The organism is Streptosporangium carneum (assembly GCF_027922005.1).
Classification (GTDB): Bacteria; Actinomycetota; Actinomycetes; order Streptosporangiales; family Streptosporangiaceae; genus Streptosporangium; species Streptosporangium carneum.
In genome coordinates this window covers 301970-323851 of record NZ_BSEV01000003.1, presented here as the reverse complement: position 1 = coordinate 323851, position 21882 = coordinate 301970, and the positions used below count along the sequence as shown (strand labels likewise).

General features: G+C 72.0%; 22 protein-coding genes. 10 read left to right on the top strand and 12 right to left on the bottom strand.

Translation table 11 applies throughout. The features are described from left to right. Positions 1 to 16: 16 nt before the first annotated feature. A complete protein-coding gene (locus PKF00_RS10920) occupies positions 17 to 196 on the top strand; it encodes a hypothetical protein (RefSeq protein ID WP_271217309.1) in 180 nt (59 codons plus the stop codon). 188 nt (positions 197 to 384) lie between these two features. Here the strand turns inward: PKF00_RS10920 and PKF00_RS10915 are convergent, their stop codons facing one another. Together PKF00_RS10915 and arfB are read right to left on the bottom strand one after the other, a co-directional pair. Next, entirely contained in the window at positions 385 to 828 is a 444-nt protein-coding gene (locus tag PKF00_RS10915) for an NUDIX hydrolase (RefSeq protein ID WP_271217308.1), read from the bottom strand. 147 nt (positions 829 to 975) lie between these two features. Further along, positions 976 to 1398 (bottom strand): alternative ribosome rescue aminoacyl-tRNA hydrolase ArfB, encoded by a 423-nt coding sequence (gene arfB, locus PKF00_RS10910; RefSeq protein WP_271217307.1) that lies wholly within the window; start codon positions 1396 to 1398, stop codon positions 976 to 978. Between the two features lie 249 nt (positions 1399 to 1647). Here arfB and PKF00_RS10905 point away from each other — a divergent pair, with 249 nt between their 5' ends. The 4 genes from PKF00_RS10905 (at position 1648) to PKF00_RS10890 (ending at position 6263) form a co-directional block, all read left to right on the top strand. After that, a complete protein-coding gene (locus PKF00_RS10905) occupies positions 1648 to 2481 on the top strand; it encodes a hypothetical protein (RefSeq protein ID WP_271217306.1) in 834 nt (277 codons plus the stop codon). A 153-nt stretch (positions 2482 to 2634) separates the two neighbouring features. Further along, positions 2635 to 4221: an alkaline phosphatase D family protein gene (locus PKF00_RS10900; RefSeq protein ID WP_271217305.1), complete on the top strand. Its 1587-nt coding sequence runs from the start codon at positions 2635 to 2637 to the stop codon at positions 4219 to 4221. A gap of 58 nt (positions 4222 to 4279) precedes the next feature. Further along, positions 4280 to 4816, top strand: a complete 537-nt coding sequence (locus PKF00_RS10895; RefSeq protein WP_271217304.1) for a hypothetical protein — start codon at positions 4280 to 4282, stop codon at positions 4814 to 4816. A gap of 217 nt (positions 4817 to 5033) precedes the next feature. Then, complete coding sequence (locus PKF00_RS10890; RefSeq protein ID WP_271217303.1) at positions 5034 to 6263, top strand: cytochrome P450; 1230 nt, start codon at positions 5034 to 5036, stop codon at positions 6261 to 6263. A 119-nt stretch (positions 6264 to 6382) separates the two neighbouring features. Here the strand turns inward: PKF00_RS10890 and PKF00_RS10885 are convergent, their stop codons facing one another. Both PKF00_RS10885 and PKF00_RS10880 read right to left on the bottom strand, forming a co-directional pair. Further along, positions 6383 to 7405, bottom strand: a complete 1023-nt coding sequence (locus tag PKF00_RS10885) for an AraC-like ligand-binding domain-containing protein (protein WP_271217302.1) — start codon at positions 7403 to 7405, stop codon at positions 6383 to 6385. A 203-nt stretch (positions 7406 to 7608) separates the two neighbouring features. Next, positions 7609 to 9039 carry an MFS transporter gene (locus tag PKF00_RS10880; RefSeq protein ID WP_271217301.1) on the bottom strand — a complete coding sequence of 477 codons (1431 nt, stop codon included), beginning with the start codon at positions 9037 to 9039 and terminating at the stop codon, positions 7609 to 7611. A 118-nt stretch (positions 9040 to 9157) separates the two neighbouring features. On the opposite strand from PKF00_RS10880, the gene PKF00_RS10875 reads away from it, so the two are divergent. The 5 genes from PKF00_RS10875 (at position 9158) to PKF00_RS10855 (ending at position 14482) form a co-directional block, all read left to right on the top strand. Further along, on the top strand, positions 9158 to 10114 hold the full coding sequence (locus PKF00_RS10875; RefSeq protein ID WP_271217300.1) for an STM4015 family protein: 957 nt from the start codon (positions 9158 to 9160) through the stop codon (positions 10112 to 10114). Further along, positions 10111 to 11253 carry an STM4014 family protein gene (locus tag PKF00_RS10870; RefSeq protein ID WP_271217299.1) on the top strand — a complete coding sequence of 381 codons (1143 nt, stop codon included), beginning with the start codon at positions 10111 to 10113 and terminating at the stop codon, positions 11251 to 11253. The genes PKF00_RS10875 and PKF00_RS10870 overlap by 4 nt, the downstream gene beginning before the upstream one ends. Positions 11254 to 11319: 66 nt before the next feature. Then, the gene (locus PKF00_RS10865; protein WP_271217436.1) at positions 11320 to 12126 is read left to right on the top strand and encodes an STM4013/SEN3800 family hydrolase; all 807 of its coding nucleotides are present in this window, start codon (positions 11320 to 11322) and stop codon (positions 12124 to 12126) included. After that, positions 12123 to 13466, top strand: a complete 1344-nt coding sequence (locus PKF00_RS10860) for an STM4012 family radical SAM protein (protein WP_271217435.1) — start codon at positions 12123 to 12125, stop codon at positions 13464 to 13466. Before PKF00_RS10865 ends, PKF00_RS10860 begins: the two co-directional genes overlap by 4 nt. 110 nt (positions 13467 to 13576) lie before the next feature. Continuing rightward, positions 13577 to 14482: an STM4011 family radical SAM protein gene (locus PKF00_RS10855; protein WP_271217434.1), complete on the top strand. Its 906-nt coding sequence runs from the start codon at positions 13577 to 13579 to the stop codon at positions 14480 to 14482. Here the strand turns inward: PKF00_RS10855 and PKF00_RS10850 are convergent. From PKF00_RS10850 to PKF00_RS10815, 8 genes are all read right to left on the bottom strand, one after another. Continuing rightward, complete coding sequence (locus PKF00_RS10850) at positions 14458 to 15561, bottom strand: DUF6745 domain-containing protein (RefSeq protein ID WP_271217298.1); 1104 nt, start codon at positions 15559 to 15561, stop codon at positions 14458 to 14460. The two genes, PKF00_RS10855 and PKF00_RS10850, sit on opposite strands and share 25 nt — an antisense overlap. Positions 15562 to 15670: 109 nt before the next feature. Next, a complete protein-coding gene (locus PKF00_RS10845; RefSeq protein WP_271217297.1) occupies positions 15671 to 15997 on the bottom strand; it encodes a DUF8820 family protein in 327 nt (108 codons plus the stop codon). A 208-nt stretch (positions 15998 to 16205) separates the two neighbouring features. Continuing rightward, entirely contained in the window at positions 16206 to 16799 is a 594-nt protein-coding gene (locus PKF00_RS10840) for a TetR/AcrR family transcriptional regulator (protein ID WP_271217296.1), read from the bottom strand. 263 nt (positions 16800 to 17062) lie between these two features. Further along, positions 17063 to 17716, bottom strand: coding sequence for a biliverdin-producing heme oxygenase (locus PKF00_RS10835; RefSeq protein ID WP_271217295.1), 654 nt, complete (start codon positions 17714 to 17716; stop codon positions 17063 to 17065). 65 nt (positions 17717 to 17781) lie between these two features. After that, complete coding sequence (locus PKF00_RS10830; protein WP_271217294.1) at positions 17782 to 18897, bottom strand: acyltransferase family protein; 1116 nt, start codon at positions 18895 to 18897, stop codon at positions 17782 to 17784. Further along, on the bottom strand, positions 18890 to 19630 hold the full coding sequence (locus PKF00_RS10825) for an alpha/beta hydrolase (RefSeq protein WP_271217293.1): 741 nt from the start codon (positions 19628 to 19630) through the stop codon (positions 18890 to 18892). Before PKF00_RS10825 ends, PKF00_RS10830 begins: the two co-directional genes overlap by 8 nt. A 134-nt stretch (positions 19631 to 19764) precedes the next feature. Then, positions 19765 to 20421 carry a response regulator transcription factor gene (locus PKF00_RS10820; protein ID WP_271217292.1) on the bottom strand — a complete coding sequence of 219 codons (657 nt, stop codon included), beginning with the start codon at positions 20419 to 20421 and terminating at the stop codon, positions 19765 to 19767. Then, positions 20418 to 21710, bottom strand: a complete 1293-nt coding sequence (locus PKF00_RS10815; protein WP_271217291.1) for a sensor histidine kinase — start codon at positions 21708 to 21710, stop codon at positions 20418 to 20420. The genes PKF00_RS10820 and PKF00_RS10815 overlap by 4 nt, the downstream gene beginning before the upstream one ends. Between the last annotated feature and the right edge of the window lie 172 nt (positions 21711 to 21882).

Genomic DNA, 21882 nt, shown 5'->3' with positions numbered 1-21882 from the left:
GGAAAGGAAGAAAGACATGATCAAGATCGCGCAGCGGGCCGGGGAGCGGCTCCTGACCTCCCTGCTGCCCAGCACCACCGCGGGGGCGTTCTGCCGGCCCCAGACCTACTGCGTCGAGTGCAACAGGTCCTGGTTCAAGCGTTACTGGATCTACGCCGACTGCTCCACCGACTTCACCGCCTGCGGCGACTGCTGACGCCTCGCCGCCTGCGGTGACCGGGTGACGGGCGCACGCGCCGGGGGCTGGATGGCGCCAATCCATCCAGCCCCTCCGGCGTGCCCCGCGAGGCGTGCCCCGCGGAAGACGCGTAGTGAAGACGCGTGGTGAGGGAAACCCGGGTGGGACGGGGCCGTCGGCGGGCCGAGGGCCCCGTCCCACCCGGGTCAGGAGATCAGCTCGGGCAGTTTGTCGATGTTGTCGGCCAGGTAGACGCCGAGCTCGGGAGGGATCAGGTTGATGGCCGCTATCTCGGCGGGGTCGAGCGGCAGCCGCACCACCTCGTAGAGTCCCCTCGCGGGATCGGAGAACTCGGGGCCGCAGCGCAGGGCCGGGTCCATGGAGACCAGGCGGCAGCCGTAGACGTGCTGGGTCTTGACGTCTCCGTCGCGGAGGCACTCCAGGGTGGTCAGCGGGGTGACGTCGGAGACGACGGCGCCCAGCTCCTCCAGGACCTCGCGGTGAAGGGTGTGCTCGAGGGAGGCGTCGCCGGGCTCGACGTGGCCGCCGGGGACCGACCAGTAGAGCTCCTCCCCGGGAACCGTGCGCCGGAACAGTACGAGCCGGTCGTCGTCGAGGAGGACCGCGCGGACGCTGGGGACGAGAGGCATCTGCCCATTGTGTCATCAGGACCCGAGGCCCGGATCGGGCCTTCCCGCGACGGCGGTCACGGGGTGCGGGCCGGACCCGTCGCCCCGCCCCGCGGCGGTGGTCCCGGCGGCGCGGGCCGGACCCGTTCCGCTGTCCCGCGGCCGAGGCTAGTGATCGCCTCGGCGCAGGCGTTTGAGGTCGGAGCGCTGCTTCTTGGCGGCGATCCGCCGTTCGACGGCTCCTCTGCTGGGCTTGGTCGGACGGCGCTTCTTCGGCGGCGGGGCGACGGCCTCCCGCAGAAGCTGGGCCAGGCGCATCCCGGCGGCCTCGCGGTTGCGCAGCTGGGAGCGGAACTCGGAGGCGGCGATGGTGACGACGCCGTTCACCAGCCGGGGGCCGAGGCGCTCAAGCGCCCGGGCCTTGAGCACCGGGCCGAGCGTCTCGGTGGCGGCCAGGTCGAAGCTCAGCTCGACCCGGCTGTCGGTGGTGTTGACCCCCTGCCCGCCCGGTCCTGAGGAGCGGGAGAACCGCCAGTGGAGCTCGGTCTCGGGAATGGAGACCGAGCCGCTGATCTGAAGCGGACCGGACATGGTGGGACGGCTCCTTGTTGTCTTGCGGGGGTGGCCGGGACGCCCTCACGGGGCATGCCTCCAGGATATCCAGGGGGTAATTGCCCTGATCAAGCGATTTATCCCTTATCTGGGTTGAGAAGCGCCGGGATTCGGGCCGGGAAGCGGCGGATACGGGCTTGTGGGGTCCCGCTACCTTCGGTCACAGTGGCTCACGGGGGCCGCACCGTGGAGATCCGAGGGGATCCGGATGGAGAAGGGCGGGGGCGCGTGGACAAGATCGTCGGCGTGCACGGGATCGGCAAGTACCACTACTACCGCGACGCGGGCAACTCGGCGGTCGGCGCAGCCGAGGCCGTACGCGAGAAGTGGGACCGTTACCTCCACAAAGGCCTGACCTGTGGCAGGCCGTATGCCAACGAGCGCTACATCACTGAGATCGCCTACTACGCCCACCTGCTGGGCGAGCCCCACGACGCCTCTCCCCGCGTCGTGCAGAGCATGGACACCCCCTCCCAGGAGATCTTCGTCGCCTGGGCCAGGCAGCTTCCCGCGCTGGGGGAGGGGCTGACCGGCGCGCTGCACCTGCTGACCGGCTGGTTGCTGGACCGTCTGCAGACGAACGCCGTCGACTTCGCCAGGCTCTTCTGCCCCGAGGTCGCCGCCTACATGGGCGCGGACGGTGGGACGCGGGGGAAGGTGCGAGGCGCGGTGGCGGAGACGATCAGGCGCAACCGGCCGAAGGTGGTGATCGCCCACTCGCTGGGCAGCGTGGTCGCCTACGAGACGCTCTGGGCGAACCCCGACCTGCGGGTGGATCTGCTGGTCACCCTCGGCAGCCCGCTCGGCATGCGCAACGTGATCTTCGAGCGGCTGCTGCCCGCCCCGGTCAACGGCCAGGGCAGGAAGCCGCCGGGGGTCGGGCGCTGGGTCAACGTCGCCGACAAGGACGACATCGCGGCGATCCCCGCCGAGCTGCGAGGGTGCTTCACCGGGGTGGACCAGGAGGTGCGGGTGAACCTGGACTGGCTGGACTTCCACACCGTGGAGAAGTACCTCGGGTGCGGCGCGCTCACCGAGCCCCTGACCCCGTACCTCCGCTGACGGCGGCCTGAGGGAAGCTCTTCGCCGTGACGTCGCCCGCAGGTCGGGCGGCGTTCATGACGGTGGGTAAGGGGCTCGCCTGTGCAACGGCTGTTCACCCTGCCTTGATTCGCAGGCCACGGCGGCGACAGATGGAAGGGCTGCACTGGCGGTGTGGAGCAGACGCCGTCACGCAGAGTGTTCCTGTCCGTCGCCGCCGCGGGTGCGGGCGGCCTGTTGCTCACCGGGGCGGGCCTCGCGCCCGCCAGGGCCCTGCGCCGCGATCCCTTCGCCCTCGGGATCGCCTCGGGTGACCCGTCGCAGGACGGGTTCGTGCTGTGGACCAGGCTGGCGCCCGACCCGCTCGGCTCGCAGGGCAGGGGCGGGATGCCTGCCAGGAACGTGGACGTCGAGTGGCAGCTCGCCACCGACGAGCGGTTCACGAAGGTCGTGCGCACCGGCGTCGAGACCGCGCGCTGGGAGCGGGCGCACAGCGTCCACGTCGAGCTGGAGGGGCTCGACCCGGGGCGGGAGTACTTCTACCGCTTCCGCGCCGAGGGGCACCTGTCCCCGGCGGGCCGCACCCGCACGGCTCCGGCCGCCCAGCCCTCCTCAGGCTCCTCCGCCGTGTCCTCCGCAGCGTCCTCGATGTCCCCGCTGACCCTGGCCGTCGCGGCCTGTGCCCACTACGAGCACGGCTACTACACGGCGTACCGGAGGCTGGCGGAGCAGGAGCCCGACCTGGTCGTCCATCTGGGCGACTACATGTACGAGTACGCGCCGCAGGGGTACACCGCGCTCGGCGGCGGCGTCCGCGAGCACACCGAGGGCAAGTGCGCCACGCTGGCCGACTACCGGACGCGGCACGCGCAGTACAAGAGCGACGCCGACCTGCAGGCCGCGCACGCGGTCGCGCCGTGGCTGGTCGCCTTCGACGACCACGAGATCGAGAACAACTGGGCGGGGGGCGTCTCCAGCACCGACGCGCCGGAGTTCGCCCGCCGCAGGGCGAACGCGTTCCAGGCCTACTACGAGAACATGCCGCTGCGCCGGGCGAGCGTGCCGAACGGGGCGTCGATACGGATCCACCGGCGGGTCGACTGGGGGCCCCTGGCCCGTTTTCACCTGCTCGACACGCGTCAGTTCCGTGACGACCAGGCGTGCGAGGACGGGCTCAGGGCCGGATGCGACGACCGGCTCGCGACGAGGCGCACCCTGCTGGGGGAGGACCAGCGGCGCTGGCTGCTCGACGGGCTCGCCTCCTCGGGCGCCCGGTGGAACCTGGTCGCCCAGCAGATCCTGATGGCCCAGCGCGACTACAAGGTCGGGCCCGGCTCCGAGGTCAACATGGACTCCTGGGACGGCTACGCCGCCGAGCGCACCCGCCTGCTGACCGGTTTCCGGGACTCGGGAGCGGCCAACCCGGTCGTGCTGACCGGTGACATGCACATGCACCACGCGGCCGACCTCAGACTCGACTTCGACGACCCGGACTCGCCCAGGGTCGCGGTCGAACTCGTCACCTCCTCGGTCGCCAGCGACGGCGACGGCTACCGGGACGAGGGCAGAATGGCCGAGGCGATCGCGGAGAACCCGCACATCTCCTATCTCGACCAGCGGCGCGGCTACATCGTCTGCCGCGTCACCCCCGAGGAACTGCACGCCGACTTCCGCACGCTGGACTACATCAGCCGCCGCGGAGCCCCGGCGAAGAGCGGCGCCCGTTTCACCGTTCCCGCGGGACAGTCCACCCTGACCTGAGTTCCTTCTTGATCTAAATCCCAAGGAATCTCCGGCGTTTTATTAGATGATGCGGCATATGAGTCATCTCCCCAGGAGGCTCGCCGCCGCGGCCCTCGCCGCCGTGCTGGGCGGTACCCTCCTCGTCCAAACCCCCGCCACGGCGGCGGTCCCCACCGTCGCGTCCGCTGTGTCCACGGCGTCCACCGCGTCCTCGGCGTCCGCCGCCGACTTCCGATACGAGGTCTACTTCCCCAAGTACACCCGCAGGGGCGGGTATCTCACCTACACCGTCAAGGTGCGGAACAAGAGGGCCAAGGGCCAGCACTACGTGGCGCTCGTCGGTGAGTTCTCCCGGCACTTCCGCAGGGTCAAGGTGATCGACAGGCCGCGCAGCGTCAGGTGCTCCGTCAAGGGGCGGGCCGTGGCCTGCCTGGTCTCCTCCCTCGACAAGGGGGACCTGACGAGCATCAGGATCAGGGGATGGGTCGGCTCGCGCCGGGGCACCGCGGTGGCGAGGTTCGGCGCCGTCGTCACCGACAACCCGGACATCTCGCTGAAGCGGCTCACCAAGGCGATCCGCCGCCACATCAACGCCAAGTCGAAGGTCCTGTGACCGGCGGCGCGGGCTTGAGGATCCCGTGAGCCCGTAGCCGAGGAACGCGTCCCGGCGGCGGTCGTGAGGGCGGTTCCCGGCCTGTCCGCCGCCGGGCGCGTGTCCGGTCGCCGCCCCGCCTCACGCTCCCGCGCGGTGACGTGCCGTCGTGCGGCGAAGGCCCGGTCCGCCCAGGGATCATGGCCGACCCGGGTAAAGAACGTGCCAGGATTGGGGCATGGAAATCGACCTGGCTGATCTGGGGTTCTGGCGTCGCCCGCTGAAGGAGCGCCACGAGGCGTTCGCGCGGCTGCGGGAGCTGGACCGGCCGGTGTTCTTCCAGGAACGGCGGGTGCCGCTGCTCCGCTCGGGCAAGGGCTTCTACGCGCTGGTCAGGCACGCCGACGTGGTGGAGGCCAGCCGTAACGCCAAGGTCTTCTCCAGCGAGCCCGCGGTGACCAACCCCGAGCCGCCGGGCTGGGTCAAGCACGTGTTCGGCGAGTCCATGGTCAACATGGACGACCCCCGCCACGCCCGCCTCCGCCGCATCGTCTCGCGCGCCTTCAGCCCCAAGATGCTCGGCAACCTGCAGGGGGACATCGACAGGGCCTGCGCGAGGATCGTCGACGACGTGGTCGCCGAGGGGCCGGGCGACTTCGTCCGCCAGGTCGCCGCCCGGCTGCCCATTCATGTCATCTGCGACATGATGGGCATCCCTGACGACGTCCGGGACAGGGTGCACCAGCACGTCGACGTCTCGACGGCCTACACCGGCGTACGGCCGAGCCTGGCGCAGACGGTCCGGATGGCCGGGCAGAACATGCTCGCCCTGCTGGCCCTGCAGCGCCTCGTCATCGACCTCGGCAGGCAGCGCGCCCAGACACCGGGAGGCGACCTGGTCTCCGCGCTGGTCACCGCCAACGTGGACGGTGAGAGGCTGACCGACCGGGAGCTGGGGTCGTTCTTCGCGCTGCTGCTCGTCGCGGGCAACGAGACCGCCCGCAACACCATGGCCCACGGCATCAAGCTGCTCACCGACAACCCCGAACAGCGCCGCCTCCTGGCCGAGGACTTCGACGCGCACATCGGCGGAGCGATCGAGGAGATGGTCCGCTACGTCTCGCCCATCATGCAGTTCCGCCGCACCGTCACCCAGGACCACGACCTGCGCGGCCTGCATCTGAAGGCCGGTGACAAGGTCGTGCTGTTCTACGGCTCGGCCAACCGTGACGAGGAGGTCTTCCCCGACGCGGACCGCTTCGACATCACCCGCGACGCCAAGGGCCACGTGGGCTTCGGCGGCCCCGGCCCGCACTTCTGCCTGGGCGCCAACCTGGCCCGCCAGGAGATCAGGACCATGTTCCGCGAGCTGTTCACCCGGCTGCCGGAGGTGCGTTCGGTCGGCGAGCCGGAACTCCTGGTCTCCAACTTCGACAACAGCGTCCGCAGCCAGGCGTTCAGCTTCTGAAGGCGCGGCCGGAGCCGGGCTCTTCGTACAGGGGAGGCCGGCACACCGGTAACCGGCCTGCCGGCCTCCCCCCTCGACCGGCATGCCGGCCTCCCCGTCCTCAGTGTGACGGGCCGAGCTCAGAAGGTCGTTGACAGTTCCCGCACAGTCGTTGCCGATTCCTGCACGGCCCCGTGCTGGACCTGGTTGCGGTAGTCGGCGGGCGACAGGCCGTAGGAGGCGCGGAAGAGCCTGCTGAAGTGCGCGTTGTTGGAGAAGCCCCAACGCGCGGCGATGGCGTGGATGGGGCGCGGGCACAGGTTGGGGTCGGCCAGGTCGCGACGGCAGCGCTCAAGACGCTGCCTGCGGATCCAGGCGGCCACGGTGAGCCCCTGGTCGTTGAAGAGCTGGTACAGGTGGCGGGTGGAGATCTGGTGGGCGGCGGCGATGGTGTCCGGGGAGAGGGACGGATCCGCGAGCTGCCGCTGGATGAAGGCGTGGACGCGCGCCCGCAGCGCTCCGCGGTTGGTCTCGGCGGGCAGGGCGGCCTCGGCCTCGAGATAGTGGGCGCACGTCGCGGCCAGCAGGTCAAGGGTGAGCGCGGACAGGCGGGTGGCGTCGGCGGTGGTGCACTGGGGGGCGTGCCTGACCAGGTCGCCGAGGTGGCGGCGCAGCAGGGCTCCGACGCCGTCCCGGGAGGGCAGCCGCGTCGCGGTGAGCCGGGCGAGCGTCGCGGCGGGCACCGGCATCAGGTTTCTGGGGATCTGCAGGATCATGCCCTCGACGCTGCCGGAGCCGTCGGCCAGGGCCTGGCCGTGGAAGGGGTGTGAGGTGTCGTAGAGCAGCAGGTCCTGGGGGTGGGCGACGGCCTGGCGACCGTGGTGGTCCAGCCTCATGGTGCCGCGCAGGGTGAGCGACAGGCAGTACATGTCGGGATCGGAGCGGCGGATCAGTTTCTCGGTGCGCCGTGTCCACAGCGACGGGTAGGACAACCAGGACAGTCGCACCGCGCCGAAGTCGAGCAGGCGCAGGGTGGCGTGGAACTCCGCCTCGTGGTCGCTGCGCGCCAGGGTGGGGACGAGCGCTCGGGAGGCCATCTCGTGCCACCAGGCGAACCGGTCGGCCGCCGGCAGGTCGTCGCTGCGGAACACGGTCTCCCTCATCGATTCCCCTCCCTGAGCCTTCCCGTGTCCGCCGACGCCTTCGTCGGTTCCCCGTGCTCGTCGACACACATGGAAGTTCCTTTCGCGATGTGAGCGGCGCATTTCCCCCTTATCGCCTATGTGTAGGCAAGCGAAGTTTGTTCAGCAGCCCGGGGCGCGGAAGTAAACAAAAACAATTCCGTTTCCGCAGGTCGTCGGCGTCGTCACCGCCTGCCGAGCTGGGGAGCCGTCACCGGGCAGCTCATCTGAGGCCGGGACGCGGTCAGGACGTTCTCCCTGATGGACAGGAAGGCGACGGCGGCGGCGACGGCCATCATCGCGGCGGCGATCAGCATCGTCGTGTGGAACCCGGCCGTGAAGACCGCCGGCGAGTGGAAGGCGTCACCGGTCAGGCCGACCAGCGGCGGGATCGCGGCGACCGCCAGCAGGCCGCCGGTCCTGGCGACGGCGTTGTTGACGCCGCTGGCCACGCCCGCGTAGCGCTCGTCCGCGGTGGCCAGCACGGTGGCGGTGAGCGGCGCGACCGCGGCGGACAGGCCCAGCCCGAACAGGGAGGCGGGGAGCAGCACGTCCGTCGCGTAGGACGAGCCCTCGCCGATCCTCGACATCAGCAGCAGCGCGGCGGCGCAGAGCAGGATGCCCGCCGTCATCGGGAGCCTGGGGCCGACCCGTTTGGCCAGTTCCCCCGCCCTGGCGGACAGCAGCAGCATCAGGATCGTCACGGGGATCATCGCCGACCCGGCCAGCAGCGGGGACAGGCCGACCGAGACCTGGAGCTGGACGACCAGCAGGAAGAACACCACGCCCATCGCGGCGTACATGATCAGCGTGACGACGTTGACCGCGGTGAACACCTTCGAGGCGAAGACCCCGACCGGCACGAGCGCGTTGGGCGAGCGCCTGATCTGCAGCCAGACGAACGCCGCGCCCAGCAACGCGCCCGCCGCCAGCGGGAGCGCCTGCAGGCCGATCAGCCCGTAGGTGATCCCGGCCAGCGCCAGGGCGGCCAGCACCGCGCCGAGCACGTCGAAGCGGCCTGTCGCCTCCACGTCCCTGCTCTCGGGCGCGTGCCGTAGGGCGACCGTCACCACGAGCGCGGCCAACGGCAGGTTGATCAGGAACACCCACCGCCAGCCCGCCGTCTCGACCAGCCATCCGCCGAGCAGCGGCCCGACGGCCGCCGCGACCCCGCCGAGCCCGGACCAGGCCCCGATCGCCCTGGGCCGGTCCTCGCGGTCGAAGGACGCCTGGATGATGGCCAGCGATCCCGGGGTGAGCAGCGCTCCGCCGACGCCCTGAAGGGCCCGGGCCGTGATCAGCGTCTCGACGTTCGGGGCCAGTCCGCACAGGGCGGAGGCGGTCGCGAACCAGACCACGCCGATCAGGAAGACCTTGCGTCTGCCGTAGCGGTCGCCGAGCGATCCCCCCAGCAGGATCAGCCCGGCCAGGGTGAGGGTGTAGGCGTTGACCGTCCACTGCAGACCCGCCATGTCGGCCTCGAGATCGGCCCCGAGCGCGGGCAGCGCCACGTTGACGACCGTGCCGTCCAGCATGGCCATTCCCGAGCCGAGCACGGTGGTGAGCAGGACCCAGCGGCCCGGGGCCGAGCTGAGCCGGATGTGGCCGTTGTCCATAACCCCCATAATGGCCGACTGTTCGACTTTCGCCAGGGATGGGCTGATAGGACATGAAGTGTCGGTGATCTCTGGTAGGACGTGTTCTGCCGCCTTTCACCTGACAGGAGCTTCTGGAATGGACTACGCCGAGTTCGACGCTTCCCGGGACGGTGCCTACGCCGGACTGCCCATCGTGCAGGTCCCGGAGTCGGACGTCACGGACCCGCAGGAGCTTCCCGCCGCCGAGGCGGCGGCCTGGGAGATCGTCGGGGACTACGACGACGACGGGGCGGAGTTCGAAGCCCGCTTCCGGCGCTTCGCCGCCACGGTCGACCTGGCGAAGGTCAGCGCGCTCGTCATCGGAAACTGGGGAGGGGCGTACGACAACGACCCCGCCAAGGCCATCGGCCTGCTGACCGAGCACGCCGACCGTTTCCCCGCTCTCCGCTCGCTGTTCTTCGGCGCCATCGAGGCGGAGGAGTGCGAGATCTCCTGGATCACGCAGGGCGACGTCACGCCGCTGCTCGCCGCCTTCCCGCTGCTGGAACGGCTGGATGTGCGCGGAGGGACCGGGCTGCTGTTCCCCCCGGTCAGGCACGACAACCTCAGGGTGCTGAGGTTCGAGACGGGCGGGCTGCCCGCCTCCGTGGTCCGCGGGGTCGGCGACAGCGAGTTCCCCGCCCTCGAGTATCTGGAGCTCTGGCTCGGCACGAGCAACTACGGCGGCGACTCGAGCGTGGCGGACCTCGAGAGCCTCCTGACCGGCGAGCGGCTGCCCGCGCTGCGCCACCTGGGCCTGCAGGACAGCGAGATCCAGGACGAGGTCGCCGCGGCGGTGGCGGCCGCGCCGATCGTGGCCCGCCTGGAGTCGCTGTCGCTGTCGATGGGCATCCTGACCGACGAGGGCGCGGAGGCGCTGCTGTCGGGGCAGCCGCTGACCCACCTGAAGCGCCTCGACCTGCACCACCACTTCCTCACCGCGCCCATGGCCGACAGGGTCAGGACGGCCTTCGCCGACGCCGGCGTCAAGGTCGACCTCTCGGGACAGCAGAAGCCAAACGACGACTGGCGCTACGTGGCGGTGTCCGAGTGACCCTGCTGACGGTCGTCGGCACCCCGGGGGACCGCAGGGTGACCATGTTCGCGCGGGCCTGCGTCAGGCACGGCCTGCGCGAACCCCTGGTCGTGCCGTGGACCCGAGTGCTCCGCGGGCGGGAGATCAGGTTCGAGCCGGGCACGCTCGTGCGGATCGAGTCGCCGGGGGAGGACGCGGAGGCCGACGCGCTGCTGCGCGGCCCCGGCGAGCCGTCCAGGGTCGGCGGCGGCACGGCCTGGCACGCCGCCTTCACCGCCGCCACGGCGCGCGTCCGCGAGGCCGTCGAACGCACGCCCGGCGCGGTGCTGCTGGCCGAGCCCGGCGAGATCGCGGTGATGTTCGACAAGCGGCTGTGCCACGCGCGGCTGTCGGCGGCGGAGACGCCGGTGCCGCCCGCCCTGCCGGGGCCGGTCGGCGGCTACGCCGAGCTGCGCGGAAGGATGGCCGAGGCCGGATGGAACCGGGTGTTCGTCAAGCCCGCCCACGGCTCCTCCGCCTCCGGCGTCGTCGCCCTGCAGGTCTCCGCCGGCCGGATCATGGCGACGACGTCCGCCGAGCTGACCGGGAGCGGGCTGTACAACTCGCTGCGGGTGCGCTCGTACGAGAACGAGGCCGACGTGGCGGCGATCGTCGACCTGCTGGCCCCGGACGGACTCCACGTGGAACGCTGGTTCCCCAAGGCCTCCCTCGGCGAGCGGGTGATCGACCTGCGGGTGGTCGCGGTCGACGGCGTCCCGACCCACGCGGTGGTGCGCGCGAGCCGTGCGCCCATGACGAACCTGCACCTCGGCGGGGAGCGCGGCGACCTCGACGCGGTCATGACCAGGCTGGGGCCGCAAGGTCGGCGGCGGGCCCTCGACGCCTGCGCGCGGGCGGCGGCCTGCTTCCCCGGCAGCCTGTCCGTCGGAGTCGACCTCATGATCGGCGTCGACTGGCGTGATGTCGCGGTCGCGGAGGTCAACGCCTTCGGCGACCTGCTGCCCCGGCTCACCGGCCTGCCCGGCGGCGTCGCCGAGGGCCTGGACACCTACGAAACCCAGGTCAGGGCCATTCTCGCCCGGCACGCCGTCGCACCGGACGGTGGCGCGCCCCGCCCGGTCGCGTTCGCGTCCGGGGGAGGCGGCGTCGGTGGCTGAGCGACAGTGGCCGAGAAGGGGGCCGAGAAGAGGGCCGAGAAGGGGACGGTGGACGCCGTGCGGGACATGAACGAGATCGTGGGCAGCCACGACCTGCTGCTGGTGACCCTCGACACGCTCAGATACGACGTGGCGGAGGAGACGCTGGCGGCGGGACGGCTGCCCACCCTGGGCAGGGCGCTGCCCGGCGGCCGGTGGGAGCGGCGGCACAGCCCGGGAAGCTTCACCTACGCCGCGCACGCCGCGATGCTCGCCGGGTTCCTGCCGACCCCGGCCGTCCCGGGGCCGCACCCCCGGCTGTTCGCCGCGGCGTTCCCCGGCAGCGAGACGACGGCCGAGGGCACCTGGGTGTTCGACGCGCCCGACCTGCCCGGCGGACTGGCCGGGGCGGGCTACCACACGATCTGCGTCGGCGGGGTGGGGTTCTTCAACAGGATGACCCCGCTCGGGTCCACACTGCCCGGGCTGTTCGCGGAGAGCCACTGGGAGCCCGGCTTCGGCGTGACCTCGCCCACCTCGTTCGAGGAGCAGATCGCGTACGCGGAGCGGGCGGTCGCGCGGGCGGACGGGCCGGTGTTCCTGTTCGTCAACGTGTCGGCGCTGCACCAGCCCAACTGGTTCCACCTGCCGGGGGCCACCCGCGAACACGGCGACGACAGGCGCAGCCACGCCGCCGCGCTGGAGTACGTCGACCGGCACATCGGCCGGCTTTTCGCCCTGATGAGCGCCCGGCGTCCGGGGTTCGCGATCGTCTGCTCCGACCACGGCACCGCCTACGGCGAGGACGGGCACGTCGGGCACCGGATCGGCCACGAGGTCGTCTGGACCGTGCCCTACGGGGAGTTCACGATGGAACGGGGGCAGTGGCGGTGACCGGGGAGCACGGGCAGGAGCGAGGGCGGGGACCGGCGGGCGGCCCCTACCAGGGATACGTCTACGCCTACCCGCACAAGACCGCCTACCGGCCGCTGGACCCCCGGCCCTCGCTCCGGGAGGTGTGGGCGGGGGAGCCGCTCGACGCCCTCTTCCTCTACCTGCACATCCCGTTCTGCGAGATGCGCTGCGGGTTCTGCAACCTGTTCACCAGGACCGGCGCCCCGGAGGAGCTCGTCGCCGCCTACCTCGACGCTCTGGAGCACCAGGCGCGCGCCGTACGGGAGGCCCTGGACGGGCCGAGGTTCGTGACCGCGGCCGTCGGGGGCGGCACGCCGACCTACCTGAGCGCGGCGGAGCTCACCCGGATGTTCGACCTCACCGAGCGGATCATGGGCGCCGACCTGCGCGCCGTGCCGCTGTCGGTGGAGACCTCACCCGCGACCGCGACGGCCGACCGGCTCGCCGTCCTGGTGGAGCGGGGCACGACCCGGATCTCGATCGGCGTGCAGAGCTTCGTCGACGCCGAGGCCCGCGCCGCGGTCAGGCCGCAGCGGCGCAGGGAGGTCGAGGCGGCGCTCGGCCGGATCAGGGAGGCCGGGGTCGAGGCGCTCAACATCGACCTGATCTACGGGATCGACGGGCAGACCGAGCGGTCCTGGCGTCACTCGCTGGACGCGGCGCTCGGCTGGCGGCCGGAGGAGATCTACCTCTACCCGCTGTACGTCCGTCCGCTGACCGGTCTCGGCCGCCGCGCGCACGACTGGGACGACCACCGGCTCAGCCTCTACCGCCAAGGCCGTGACCACCTGCTCGCCGCCGGATACGAACAGGTGTCGATGCGGATGTTCCGGCTGCCGGGGTCCGGCGGCCTGAGCGAGTACCGCTGCCAGAGCGACGGCATGGTCGGCCTGGGCTGCGGCGCCCGCTCCTACACCTCCGGCCTCCACTACTCCTACGAGTACGCGGTGGGCGTCCGCGAGGTGCGCGGGATCATCGACGACTACGTGCGGCTCGCCCCGGCGGAGTTCGCGTTCGCCAACGTGGGGTTCCGCCTGGACGACGCGGAGCGCCGCCGCCGTCACCTGATCCAGTCGCTGCTCCAGGCCGAGGGGCTGGACCAGGGCGGATACCGCGAGCGCTTCGGGGCCGAGGCCGAGGACGACTTCGGCGAGGAGCTGGACCGTCTGGCCGCCAGGGGCTGGCTCGACACCGCCGCGTCCGGCGGCGAGCGCCGCCCCCGGCTCACCCCGGAGGGCCTGGCCCACTCCGACGCGATCGGCCCATGGCTGTTCTCCGAGGGAGTGCGTGAGCTGATGGCCGGATACGAGCAGCGTTGACGTCCCTTCCGAAGCCGGGGCCCGGGGCCACCTCCCCCGAGGCGCCTGATCTCCCCGAAAGGCCTGATCTCATGAGGCGTCCGATCGAAGACGCCCTTCTGGAGGCGAACATGGGCGTGAACGCGGCTCCGCGAACCCCCTCCGCGGACGGCCACGACCCCGGCCATCTGACGATCCTGTACCGGGGGCCGCTGTCCAGCTGCGACTACGACTGCCCGTACTGCCCCTTCGCCAAGCGCCGCGACAGCCCCCGGCAACTGCGGGAGGACAGGGCGGCGCTCGAGAGGTTCACCGCGTGGACGGCCGAATGCGGTCATCCGGTCTCGGTGCTGTTCACACCGTGGGGCGAGGGGCTGGTCCGCTCGTGGTACCGCAGGGCGATGGTCGAGCTCAGCCACCTTCCGCACGTCAGGAGGGTCGCCATCCAGACGAACTTCAGCTGCCGCCCCGACTGGCTGGCGGAGGCTGACCTGGACACCCTCGCCCTCTGGGTGACCTACCACCCGGGGCAGGTCGGCTACGAACGCTTCCTCGGCAGGTGCCGTGACCTCGCCGGGCGCGGGGTCCGCTTCAGTGTCGGCGTCGTCGGGCTGCCGGAGCATCTGGAGCACGCCCTCAGGCTCCGCGCCGACCTGCCGGACCAGGTGTATCTGTGGGTGAACGCCGAGGAGGGGCGCCTCTACACGGACGAGGAGGCGGCGCGCTGGGCGGAGATCGACCCGCTGTTCCACCACAGCAGGACGCCGCACCGCAGCGCCGGGCAGCCGTGCCGAACCGGGGAGAGCGTGATCTCCGTGGCGGGCGACGGCACCGTACGGCGCTGCCATTTCGTCCCCGCCGTCCTCGGCAACCTCTACGACGGGTCCTTCCGCGAGGCCCTGCGTCCCAGGGCCTGTCCGGCGGCGTTGTGCGACTGCCACATCGGGTATGTGCATCTGGAGCCCACCGGACTCTACGACGTCTTCGCCGGGGGCGTCCTGGAAAGGATTCCTCAGGTCTCCTTGGCCGGGTGGTAGTCGGCCTCCGGCACGCCGAAGGTCCAGGCGACCCCCTCCCGCGCGGTGCGGGTCGTCGGAGGGACGCGCAGCCAGTAGGTGCGGAACGTGCCGTCGGGCTCGGCGGTCGAGTTGACCACCTCGACCATCACCACCGGTTCGTCGTCCGACAGGTCGACACGCCACAGGACGCCGGTCTCGTCGCGGTGCAGCGGGGTCGCGCCCGACTCGGCGAGGTAGCGGTCGTAGCCGAAGTGCTCCAGCATGACCCTGCGCAGCTCGGCGTTCTCCTCGGCGCGGATCCGCTGGGGGGTCAGGCCCGCGATGGAGGCGCCGAAGTCCTCGGGGACCGGCATGCCGTGCCAGGCGTGCAGGGCGAAGCCGTCGGGGAAGGAGAGAGCGGGCCCTTCGACGCCGTGCAGGCGGCCCGAGTCGTCGCGGCGCAGCTCCGCGGGGCGCTCGCAGACCAGCGCGACCCGCTCGAACGGCCACCACCATCCGGCGGACTCGGCCACTTGGACCAGCCCCTCGACCTCGGGGCTGCCCAGCGCCGCGAACAGCGACAGCCACGGCGCGTCGTGCTGGCCCAGCACCGCGTCCAGAGTCGAGGCGCGCAACTCGGCCCCCGCGCTCTCCGACTTCCCGGTCGCGGCGACGGCCACGCGGATCCGGGTGACCAGCCTGTTCACCGGGTCCCACAGCGCGCCCGCGGTCAGGGACCAGGCCAGCGGCCAGTCCGTGAGGCCGAGCCGGGCGTGCGCGTCGGCTCTGGCGCGCTCCCACGGCCTGGTCCGCACCTCGTCGCGGACGGACCTGCCCGCGTCGAGCGCGCCGACCCCGGGCAGCTCGACGTCGGACGGCTTGGCGTCGGGCGCACCGCGCTTCCCGCCCGTGCCGAGCCGCACGGCGATCCTCGCGCCTTCGGCGGGGGAGCCGACCCAGACGATGTGCTCGGGCTCGGCCAGCCCGCCGATCCGGTAGGCCAGCCGCACTCCCTCCTCCGCGCGGGCGCGGTCGGCGGGGGCGGAGCGGAAGGCCGTCTCCTCCCAGCGGAGCGTCGCGGCGGTCAGCGCGTCGGTGAGTTCGGTGGCGACGGTCATGCTCGGGTGCTCCTGGAATGGGCGGCGGGCCGTGCCGAGACGTCCTCGGGACGGCGGGGGAGAGGGGGAAGCGGGGAAACGGAGGCGGGGAGGACGGAGGCGGGGCCGGTCAGTCGGCGACGACGCGGAAGGCGCCGGGGACGTACTCGCGCTGGCGGCGCACGTGGTACCACCCCTTGGGAAGGGAGATGGCGGCGTGCTCCTCGTGGACCACGCGCCCTCCCGACGGAAGGTGGAGGAAGGCGGGGTCCATCGGGCGCGCCCCGCGGACCAGGCTGCCCGGCCCCACCACCGCGTGGGCGTGCCCCGTGGCCTCGCCCAGGGCCAGCACCAGACGGCCGCGCGCGTCACGCGGCACGGACGGTGTGGCGACGACCGAGGCGGGGACGGTCTCCTCGCCGACGGGGACGATCAGGATGTCTCCCTGACGGTACATCTCGCAGCTCCTCGAATCGGGGTGATCGAAAGCTAGCCGCAGCCACCGACATTTCCCCGCCGGCTCCGGCACCTCTCCCACGACCTCCGGACGTCCGAGTCTCCCGGCGTCCCGGAGAGCCTCCGTCTCGGTGTCCCCGCGTCCCCGCTGTTTCCGTGTCCCGGTGCCCCCGTGGCCCCGCGTCCGGGTGTCGCGTCGTGCCGGGTGCTCAGGCGCCCAGGGCGCGCAGCACGAACTCGCAGACGATCGCCTCCGCGTCCTCCGGCGTCATCTCGCCGCTGAGCAGCGGCACCCGTTCCGCCCCGATGACGGCGAGGATGATGCGGGCGGCCGCTGTCACGTCGGGGGTCCTGAAGTCGCCCGACGCCACGCCGCCCTCGATGATCCCGGTCAGGATGCGCTGCATCGGCTCGACGTGGTCGGCCAGGCGCTGGTAGGCGTCGGGGCCGAGCGCCGCCGACAGGTCGGCGGGGCCGGGGTGGGGGTGGGCGAGCAGCCCGGCCAGCTGGAGGCGGACGAACACCCGCAGACGCTCGGAGGGGGAGGCGTCCTGCGGCAGCTCCCGCTCGTAGCTCTCGATGAAGTAGCGCGTCACCCGTTCGGTGAAGGCCAGCAGCAGCGCGGCCTTGTCGGGAAAGTAGTTGTAGAGAACGGTCCGGGTGATCCCGGCCTCGCTCGCCACGTCGGTCATCGAGATGGCGTCGATGCCCTGGTCGCGGGAGAGACGCGAGACGGCCTGCAGGATCCGGTCCTGCGTCTGGGCGCGGTGCTCGCCGATCGTCGCGGCCGAAATCCGGGGCATGCTCCCATGGTGGCACAGCGGCGACGTCCCGGTTCGGCCACGAGCGTTCCTTCTCGAACCGGTTCGGGACGTCGCGCGCTCTTCCTCCCTGGCCCTTCCCGCTCCACTGCGCCCCGCCTCCCTGCGGGTCTCCGCCCCGGACTCTCTTTCCGTCGCGTCGTGACTTTCCTCGGAGTCCCGTTCGCCTGCCCCGGACGACCGAACGCCCCGGCACGGGCGGGCCGTACCGGGGCGTTCGGAGAGGTGCGCGGCGGCGCGCCGGGTCAGGCGGCGAGCTCGGCCCGCACCACCCGTCCGAGGTCGGCCAGCACTTCGGTGTTGAGCCGGTAGGCGAGCCTGGTCTCCTCGATGATCCGCTGCTTCTCCGCCTCGTCGGCCGCGAGCGCGTCGAGCCGGGCCCGGTACTCGTTCTTGAACCGGGGCAGGCTGCCGATCTCGTCGAAGAGGTAGAAGTCGACTCCGCCGTCCCGCTGGTAGCCGTAGATCTTCTGCAGTTCCATCCGGATGAACTGTCCGCCCGACAGGTCGCCCATGTACCGGGTGTAGTGGTGGGCGACGTAGCCGCCGGGCCAGGCGGCCGTCTGCTCGATCCTGGCGACCAGCCTCCTGGTCGGCTCGGAGGGCTCGATCCTCGACCTCCACTCCGCCCCGTAGATCGTCTCCAGGTCGCGGACCAGGGCGGGCTCACGGTAGAGCGCGGGGAAGACGAAGGGGCCCGCGACCGGGTCCTCGGCGAGCGTCTCGGAGACGGTGTCGAGGGCGACGTAGGCGAAGTAGTGCTGGGCGACCATCTCGCCGTAGGCCTCGCGGCTGAGCCGTCCCTCCATCAGGACCTTGAGGTAGCCCTCGTCCTCTGCGGACTCGTGGTTGCTCCAGGTGGCGTTCCTGAGCACTTCGGAGAAGGGCGGCTCACTCATGATCACTCCGCGTTCAAAGGGTCTTTAATGACACAGTGTCACAAAGGCCGCCCGCCCTCGTCAAGCTATGATGACACCCTGTCATTTAACCGCCTCCCGGCGAGGCGGGCCAGCAGCGCGGGGCCCGAGGCCGCGGCGAGCAGCAGGGCGAGAACCAGGGCGAACACCGGCAGCCAGAGCAGCCGGTACACCGGCCACGCGGCCCCGCCCGGCGTGCCCAGCAGGCCGGGGACGTCGTCGAAGCGCAGCACGGTCAGCACGGTCAGGGTCAGCGCGGTCTGGTGCCACAGGAAGACCGCCATCGCGCCCAGGTTGACCGCCGCGACCGTCGCCCAGAGGCGGGGACGCCGCACCAGCCGGGCCAGCGGCTCGCGCGCCAGCAGCGCCAGCCCCACCTGGGCGAGGCCGAAGCAGACCGCGGCGAGCGTGGGCGGACCGAGGTTGGAGACCCTGGCCCCCGTCACGCCGACCATGCTCGCCGGATACCCGAATCCGGTGACCAGCACCGCGGCTCCGGCCGCGCCTCCCGCGAGGAGGGCGGCGGCGGCCCCGCGCGAGGCGAGCGCGCCGCGGGCCCAGCCCACCCCCAGCGCGTACGGCACCAGCCACCCGGCCACCAGGTTCACCCACTTCAGCCACTCGGGCCCGGCCTGCCAGAACCTGAACGCGTCGACCACGAGCACGACCGCGAACGCCGAGGCGGCCACGACGCACGGCCGGGCCCGCAGCAGCAGCGGGGTGGCCGCGTTGAGCGCGGCGAACACCGCCAGGAACCACAGCGGCCCGATCGCCGGGAGCAGGAGAGCCCTGATCGTCCAGGCCGGCATGCCGTGCAGGGCCGTCCCCACGGCGATCCCCGCCCAGACCAGGGCGGGCGCCCCCAGCGGGCTCGACAGCCGCCCCAGCCTGGTCCTGACCCAGGACGCCTGTCCCTCCGCCGCGGTCGACCGCAGGCTCCGCGCGGCCGCGAAACCGCCCAGGAAGAAGAACACCGCCAGCGTCTGGAACACCCACGACAGCGGCGTGAGCGCCGGCAGGTGGACGAGCGGGCTGGTGATGTGCACCGTCCCGCCGGGCCCGCGCTCCCACGCCGTGACCAGCCAGTGCCCCCCGACCACCCCGAGGATCGCCAGCGCCCGCAGCGCGTCCACCCCCCGGTCCCTGCCCTCCGGGTCAGCCACGGGACACCTCGCCCGTCCGGCCGAGGGCGATCAGGGTGAGGTTGCGCAGCGACTCGCCGCCGGGTCTCAGGTAGTCGCTGTGCCCGGCGGAGCCCGTCGCGAACAGGCGGGCGCCGAAGGAGGGGGCGGCCGGGTCGGGGCCGAAGCCGAGCGGCCCGAGCCTGAGCTTGGGCACCCCGCGCATCCAGTCCTCGCCGCCGCTGCCCGCCCACAGGGGGACGCCGCCCAGTTCGGAGGCGGAGGAGACGCCGAGCCCGGGGCTGCCGAAGACCGCCAGGTCCGCCACCCCCGACCCGGGCGCGGCCTTCGCGCACACGACCGATCCGTAGCTGTGGCACAGCAGGCTCACCCGCCGGCCCCCGAGCGTCCCCGTGAGGTAGCGTCGCAGCTCGACGGCTCCCGCCTCGGCGGCCTCCTCGGTCGCCACCCCGAGGCTGACGGTCGCCGGGCTGTCGTAGCCGAGCCAGGCGACCACCGCCAGCCGCGCTCCGGGATCCAGCGCCCGCGCCTCGGCCAGCAGCGCCAGGGCGCCGCCTCCCGGCGTGCTGTACGGCTTGGCCCTGCCGCCCTCGAAGGTGGCCGACGTGGTGTCGGCGCCGGGCACGATGACCGCGACGCGCTCGGCCGTACGCAGGTCGCCGTAGACCCTGACGATCCGGTCGCCGTGGTGGGTGGGGACGATCGCGTAGGCGAACGCGGCGGTCGCGGCCATCGCGAGCACGCGACGGAACATGTGAGTCTCCTGTCCGGTGGGGGAACCGGACAGGACGGTAGGAGCCGCGCCCTGTCGCGCACGTCACCCCTGGGCGGTCACCCTCGGCGTCCCTCCAGGGGGTGACCCGGGAGACGCCGGGTGATCGGCCCGGGTCACTCGCCGGGCCGTACCAGACCCGTCTCGTAGGCGTGGACGATCGCCTGGGCCCGGTCGCGCAGGTTCAGCTTCGCCAGGATCCGGCTCACATGGGTCTTCACCGTCTGCTCGGACAGCACGAGCTCCGCGGCGATCTCCTGGTTGGAGCGGCCCTGGGCGACGAGGACGAGCACCTCGGTCTCGCGCTCGGTGATGTCGCCCAGCCTGACGCGCGGGCGGCGCGGCCCGACGCGGGCGAACTCCGAGATCAGCCGCCTGGTCACCGAGGGGGCGAGCAGCGCCTCTCCCGCGGCGACCACCCTGACGGCCTCGGCGAGCTGCTGCGCTGAGGCGTCCTTGAGCAGGAAGCCGCTGGCGCCCGCCCGCAATGCGTCGTAGACGTAGTCGTCCAGGTCGAACGTGGTCAGGATCAGGATCTTCGGCGTCGGGTCCCCCGAGGCCATGATCTCCCGGGTGGCGGCCAGCCCGTCCATGACCGGCATCCGCACGTCCATCAGCACCACGTCGGGCCGCAGCTCGGCGGCCCTGGTCACGGCCTCGCGGCCGTTCGCCGCCTCGCCGACCACCTCGATGTCCGGCTGCGAGCCGAGGAACACGGTGAACCCGGTCCTGACCATGCCCTGGTCGTCGGCGATGAGCACCCGGATCGTCACGTGTTCTCCATGATCGGCAGTATGGCAGTGATCGCGAAGCCTGTCCCGACAGGTCCGGCCCACAGCCTTCCGCCGAGCATGGACACCCGCTCCCGCATCCCGATCAGGCCGTGCCCCGCGTGTCCGGGTCCTTCCACGTGTCCCGGTTTCGCGGGGGAGCGCAGCCCGGCGTCGTTCGCCACGTGGACGTGCAGCTCGTCGCCGGAGCGGCTGATCCGCACCGAGACGGTCGAGCCGGGCGCGTGCCGCATCGCGTTGCTCAGCGACTCCTGCGCGATCCGGTAGGCGGACAGGCTCACCGCCGTGGGCAGTCCGGTCAGGACGCCGCCCAGGCTGAGCGTCACGGTGAGCCCGGCCGAGCGCGCGGTGCCGACGAGCTCCTCGAGTCGTTCGAGGCCCGGCTGGGGCGCGGTGTCCGTACGGCCGTCCCCGTCCCTGAGCACGCCGAGCACGCGGCGCATCTCGGTCATGGCCGCGAGCGACAGCGCGCGGATCTCCCGCAGCCCCTCCTCGAGGCGCTCGGCGTTCCCGGCGGCCTGCAGGGGGACGGCCTCCGCCTGGATGGCGATCACCGACATGTGGTGGGCGACGACGTCGTGCAGCTCCCTGGCGATCCTGGCCCGCTCCTCCAGTGCGGCCTGCGCGGCCAGGGCCCGCTCGCTGCGCGACTCCTCCTCGGCCAGCCGGCTGGCGGCCAGCCGCCTGATCCGGACGTTGTAGCCGAGGAGCGCGGTGACGCCCAGCAGGGTCGCGGCCAGGAGGATCTGGTTGACCTCGGCGGAGGAGAGCGCCAGAACGAGCAACGAGACGGTCCACACGCCCGCGGTGGTCCTGCGCTCGCAGCGGACCGCGACGGAGTAGACGACGAGCAGATGCGGCACGGCCTCGGTGGTCGAGACGGGCAGGCTGCCCATGACGTCACGGATCGGCGCGGCGAGGAACACGGACGCCAGCGCGATCCGCCAGGCGGCCAGCGGCCACTGCTCGCGCAGCAGCACGGGGACGAAGGTGGTCACGGCTGCGAGGTAGACCCACCACTCGGGGACGGGAGCGGGCAGCCTCGCGTTGTCCACCATCAGCTCGGTCAGGCCCTCGCTGTAGACGAACCAGAAGATCAGCGCGTTCGCGACCACGACCAGGTCGACCGCGCGGAACGGCAGCAGTCCCAGGAAGGCGGGGAGCCTGATCCGCAGGCGAGGGGAGCGGGGGAACGGCGGATCGGCCCGCCCGCCGATCAGAGCCAGGGTCAGTGGCCGGAGGAGCCGTTCGAGACCGGCGGGCAGGTTCACCCGCCCAGCCTAGGCATGAGTGCCCTCGACGGCGTCCCACCAGGGGGTGAGCTCCCGGGTCACCCCTGAGAGGTACGGCCGCCAGGAAGCTGAATTACACAATTACGATCGCTCACAGCGAACACGCTCAAGTCCGGGAACAATCAAGGGCTCCCATTAATTGAGTCGGTAT

Excerpts from the sequence above, each read along its gene's own strand:
- PKF00_RS10920 (WP_271217309.1), top strand. The coding sequence starts at position 17 with ATGATCAAGATCGCGCAGCGGGCCGGGGAGCGGCTCCTGACCTCCCTG.
- PKF00_RS10915 (WP_271217308.1), bottom strand. The coding sequence starts at position 828 with ATGCCTCTCGTCCCCAGCGTCCGCGCGGTCCTCCTCGACGACGACCGG.
- arfB (WP_271217307.1), bottom strand. The coding sequence starts at position 1,398 with ATGTCCGGTCCGCTTCAGATCAGCGGCTCGGTCTCCATTCCCGAGACC.
- PKF00_RS10895 (WP_271217304.1), top strand. The coding sequence starts at position 4,280 with ATGAGTCATCTCCCCAGGAGGCTCGCCGCCGCGGCCCTCGCCGCCGTG.
- PKF00_RS10890 (WP_271217303.1), top strand. The coding sequence starts at position 5,034 with ATGGAAATCGACCTGGCTGATCTGGGGTTCTGGCGTCGCCCGCTGAAG.
- PKF00_RS10885 (WP_271217302.1), bottom strand. The coding sequence starts at position 7,405 with ATGAGGGAGACCGTGTTCCGCAGCGACGACCTGCCGGCGGCCGACCGG.
- PKF00_RS10880 (WP_271217301.1), bottom strand. The coding sequence starts at position 9,039 with ATGGACAACGGCCACATCCGGCTCAGCTCGGCCCCGGGCCGCTGGGTC.
- PKF00_RS10875 (WP_271217300.1), top strand. The coding sequence starts at position 9,158 with ATGGACTACGCCGAGTTCGACGCTTCCCGGGACGGTGCCTACGCCGGA.
- PKF00_RS10865 (WP_271217436.1), top strand. The coding sequence starts at position 11,320 with ATGAACGAGATCGTGGGCAGCCACGACCTGCTGCTGGTGACCCTCGAC.
- PKF00_RS10855 (WP_271217434.1), top strand. The coding sequence starts at position 13,577 with ATGGGCGTGAACGCGGCTCCGCGAACCCCCTCCGCGGACGGCCACGAC.
- PKF00_RS10850 (WP_271217298.1), bottom strand. The coding sequence starts at position 15,561 with ATGACCGTCGCCACCGAACTCACCGACGCGCTGACCGCCGCGACGCTC.
- PKF00_RS10845 (WP_271217297.1), bottom strand. The coding sequence starts at position 15,997 with ATGTACCGTCAGGGAGACATCCTGATCGTCCCCGTCGGCGAGGAGACC.
- PKF00_RS10840 (WP_271217296.1), bottom strand. The coding sequence starts at position 16,799 with ATGCCCCGGATTTCGGCCGCGACGATCGGCGAGCACCGCGCCCAGACG.
- PKF00_RS10835 (WP_271217295.1), bottom strand. The coding sequence starts at position 17,716 with ATGAGTGAGCCGCCCTTCTCCGAAGTGCTCAGGAACGCCACCTGGAGC.
- PKF00_RS10825 (WP_271217293.1), bottom strand. The coding sequence starts at position 19,630 with ATGTTCCGTCGCGTGCTCGCGATGGCCGCGACCGCCGCGTTCGCCTAC.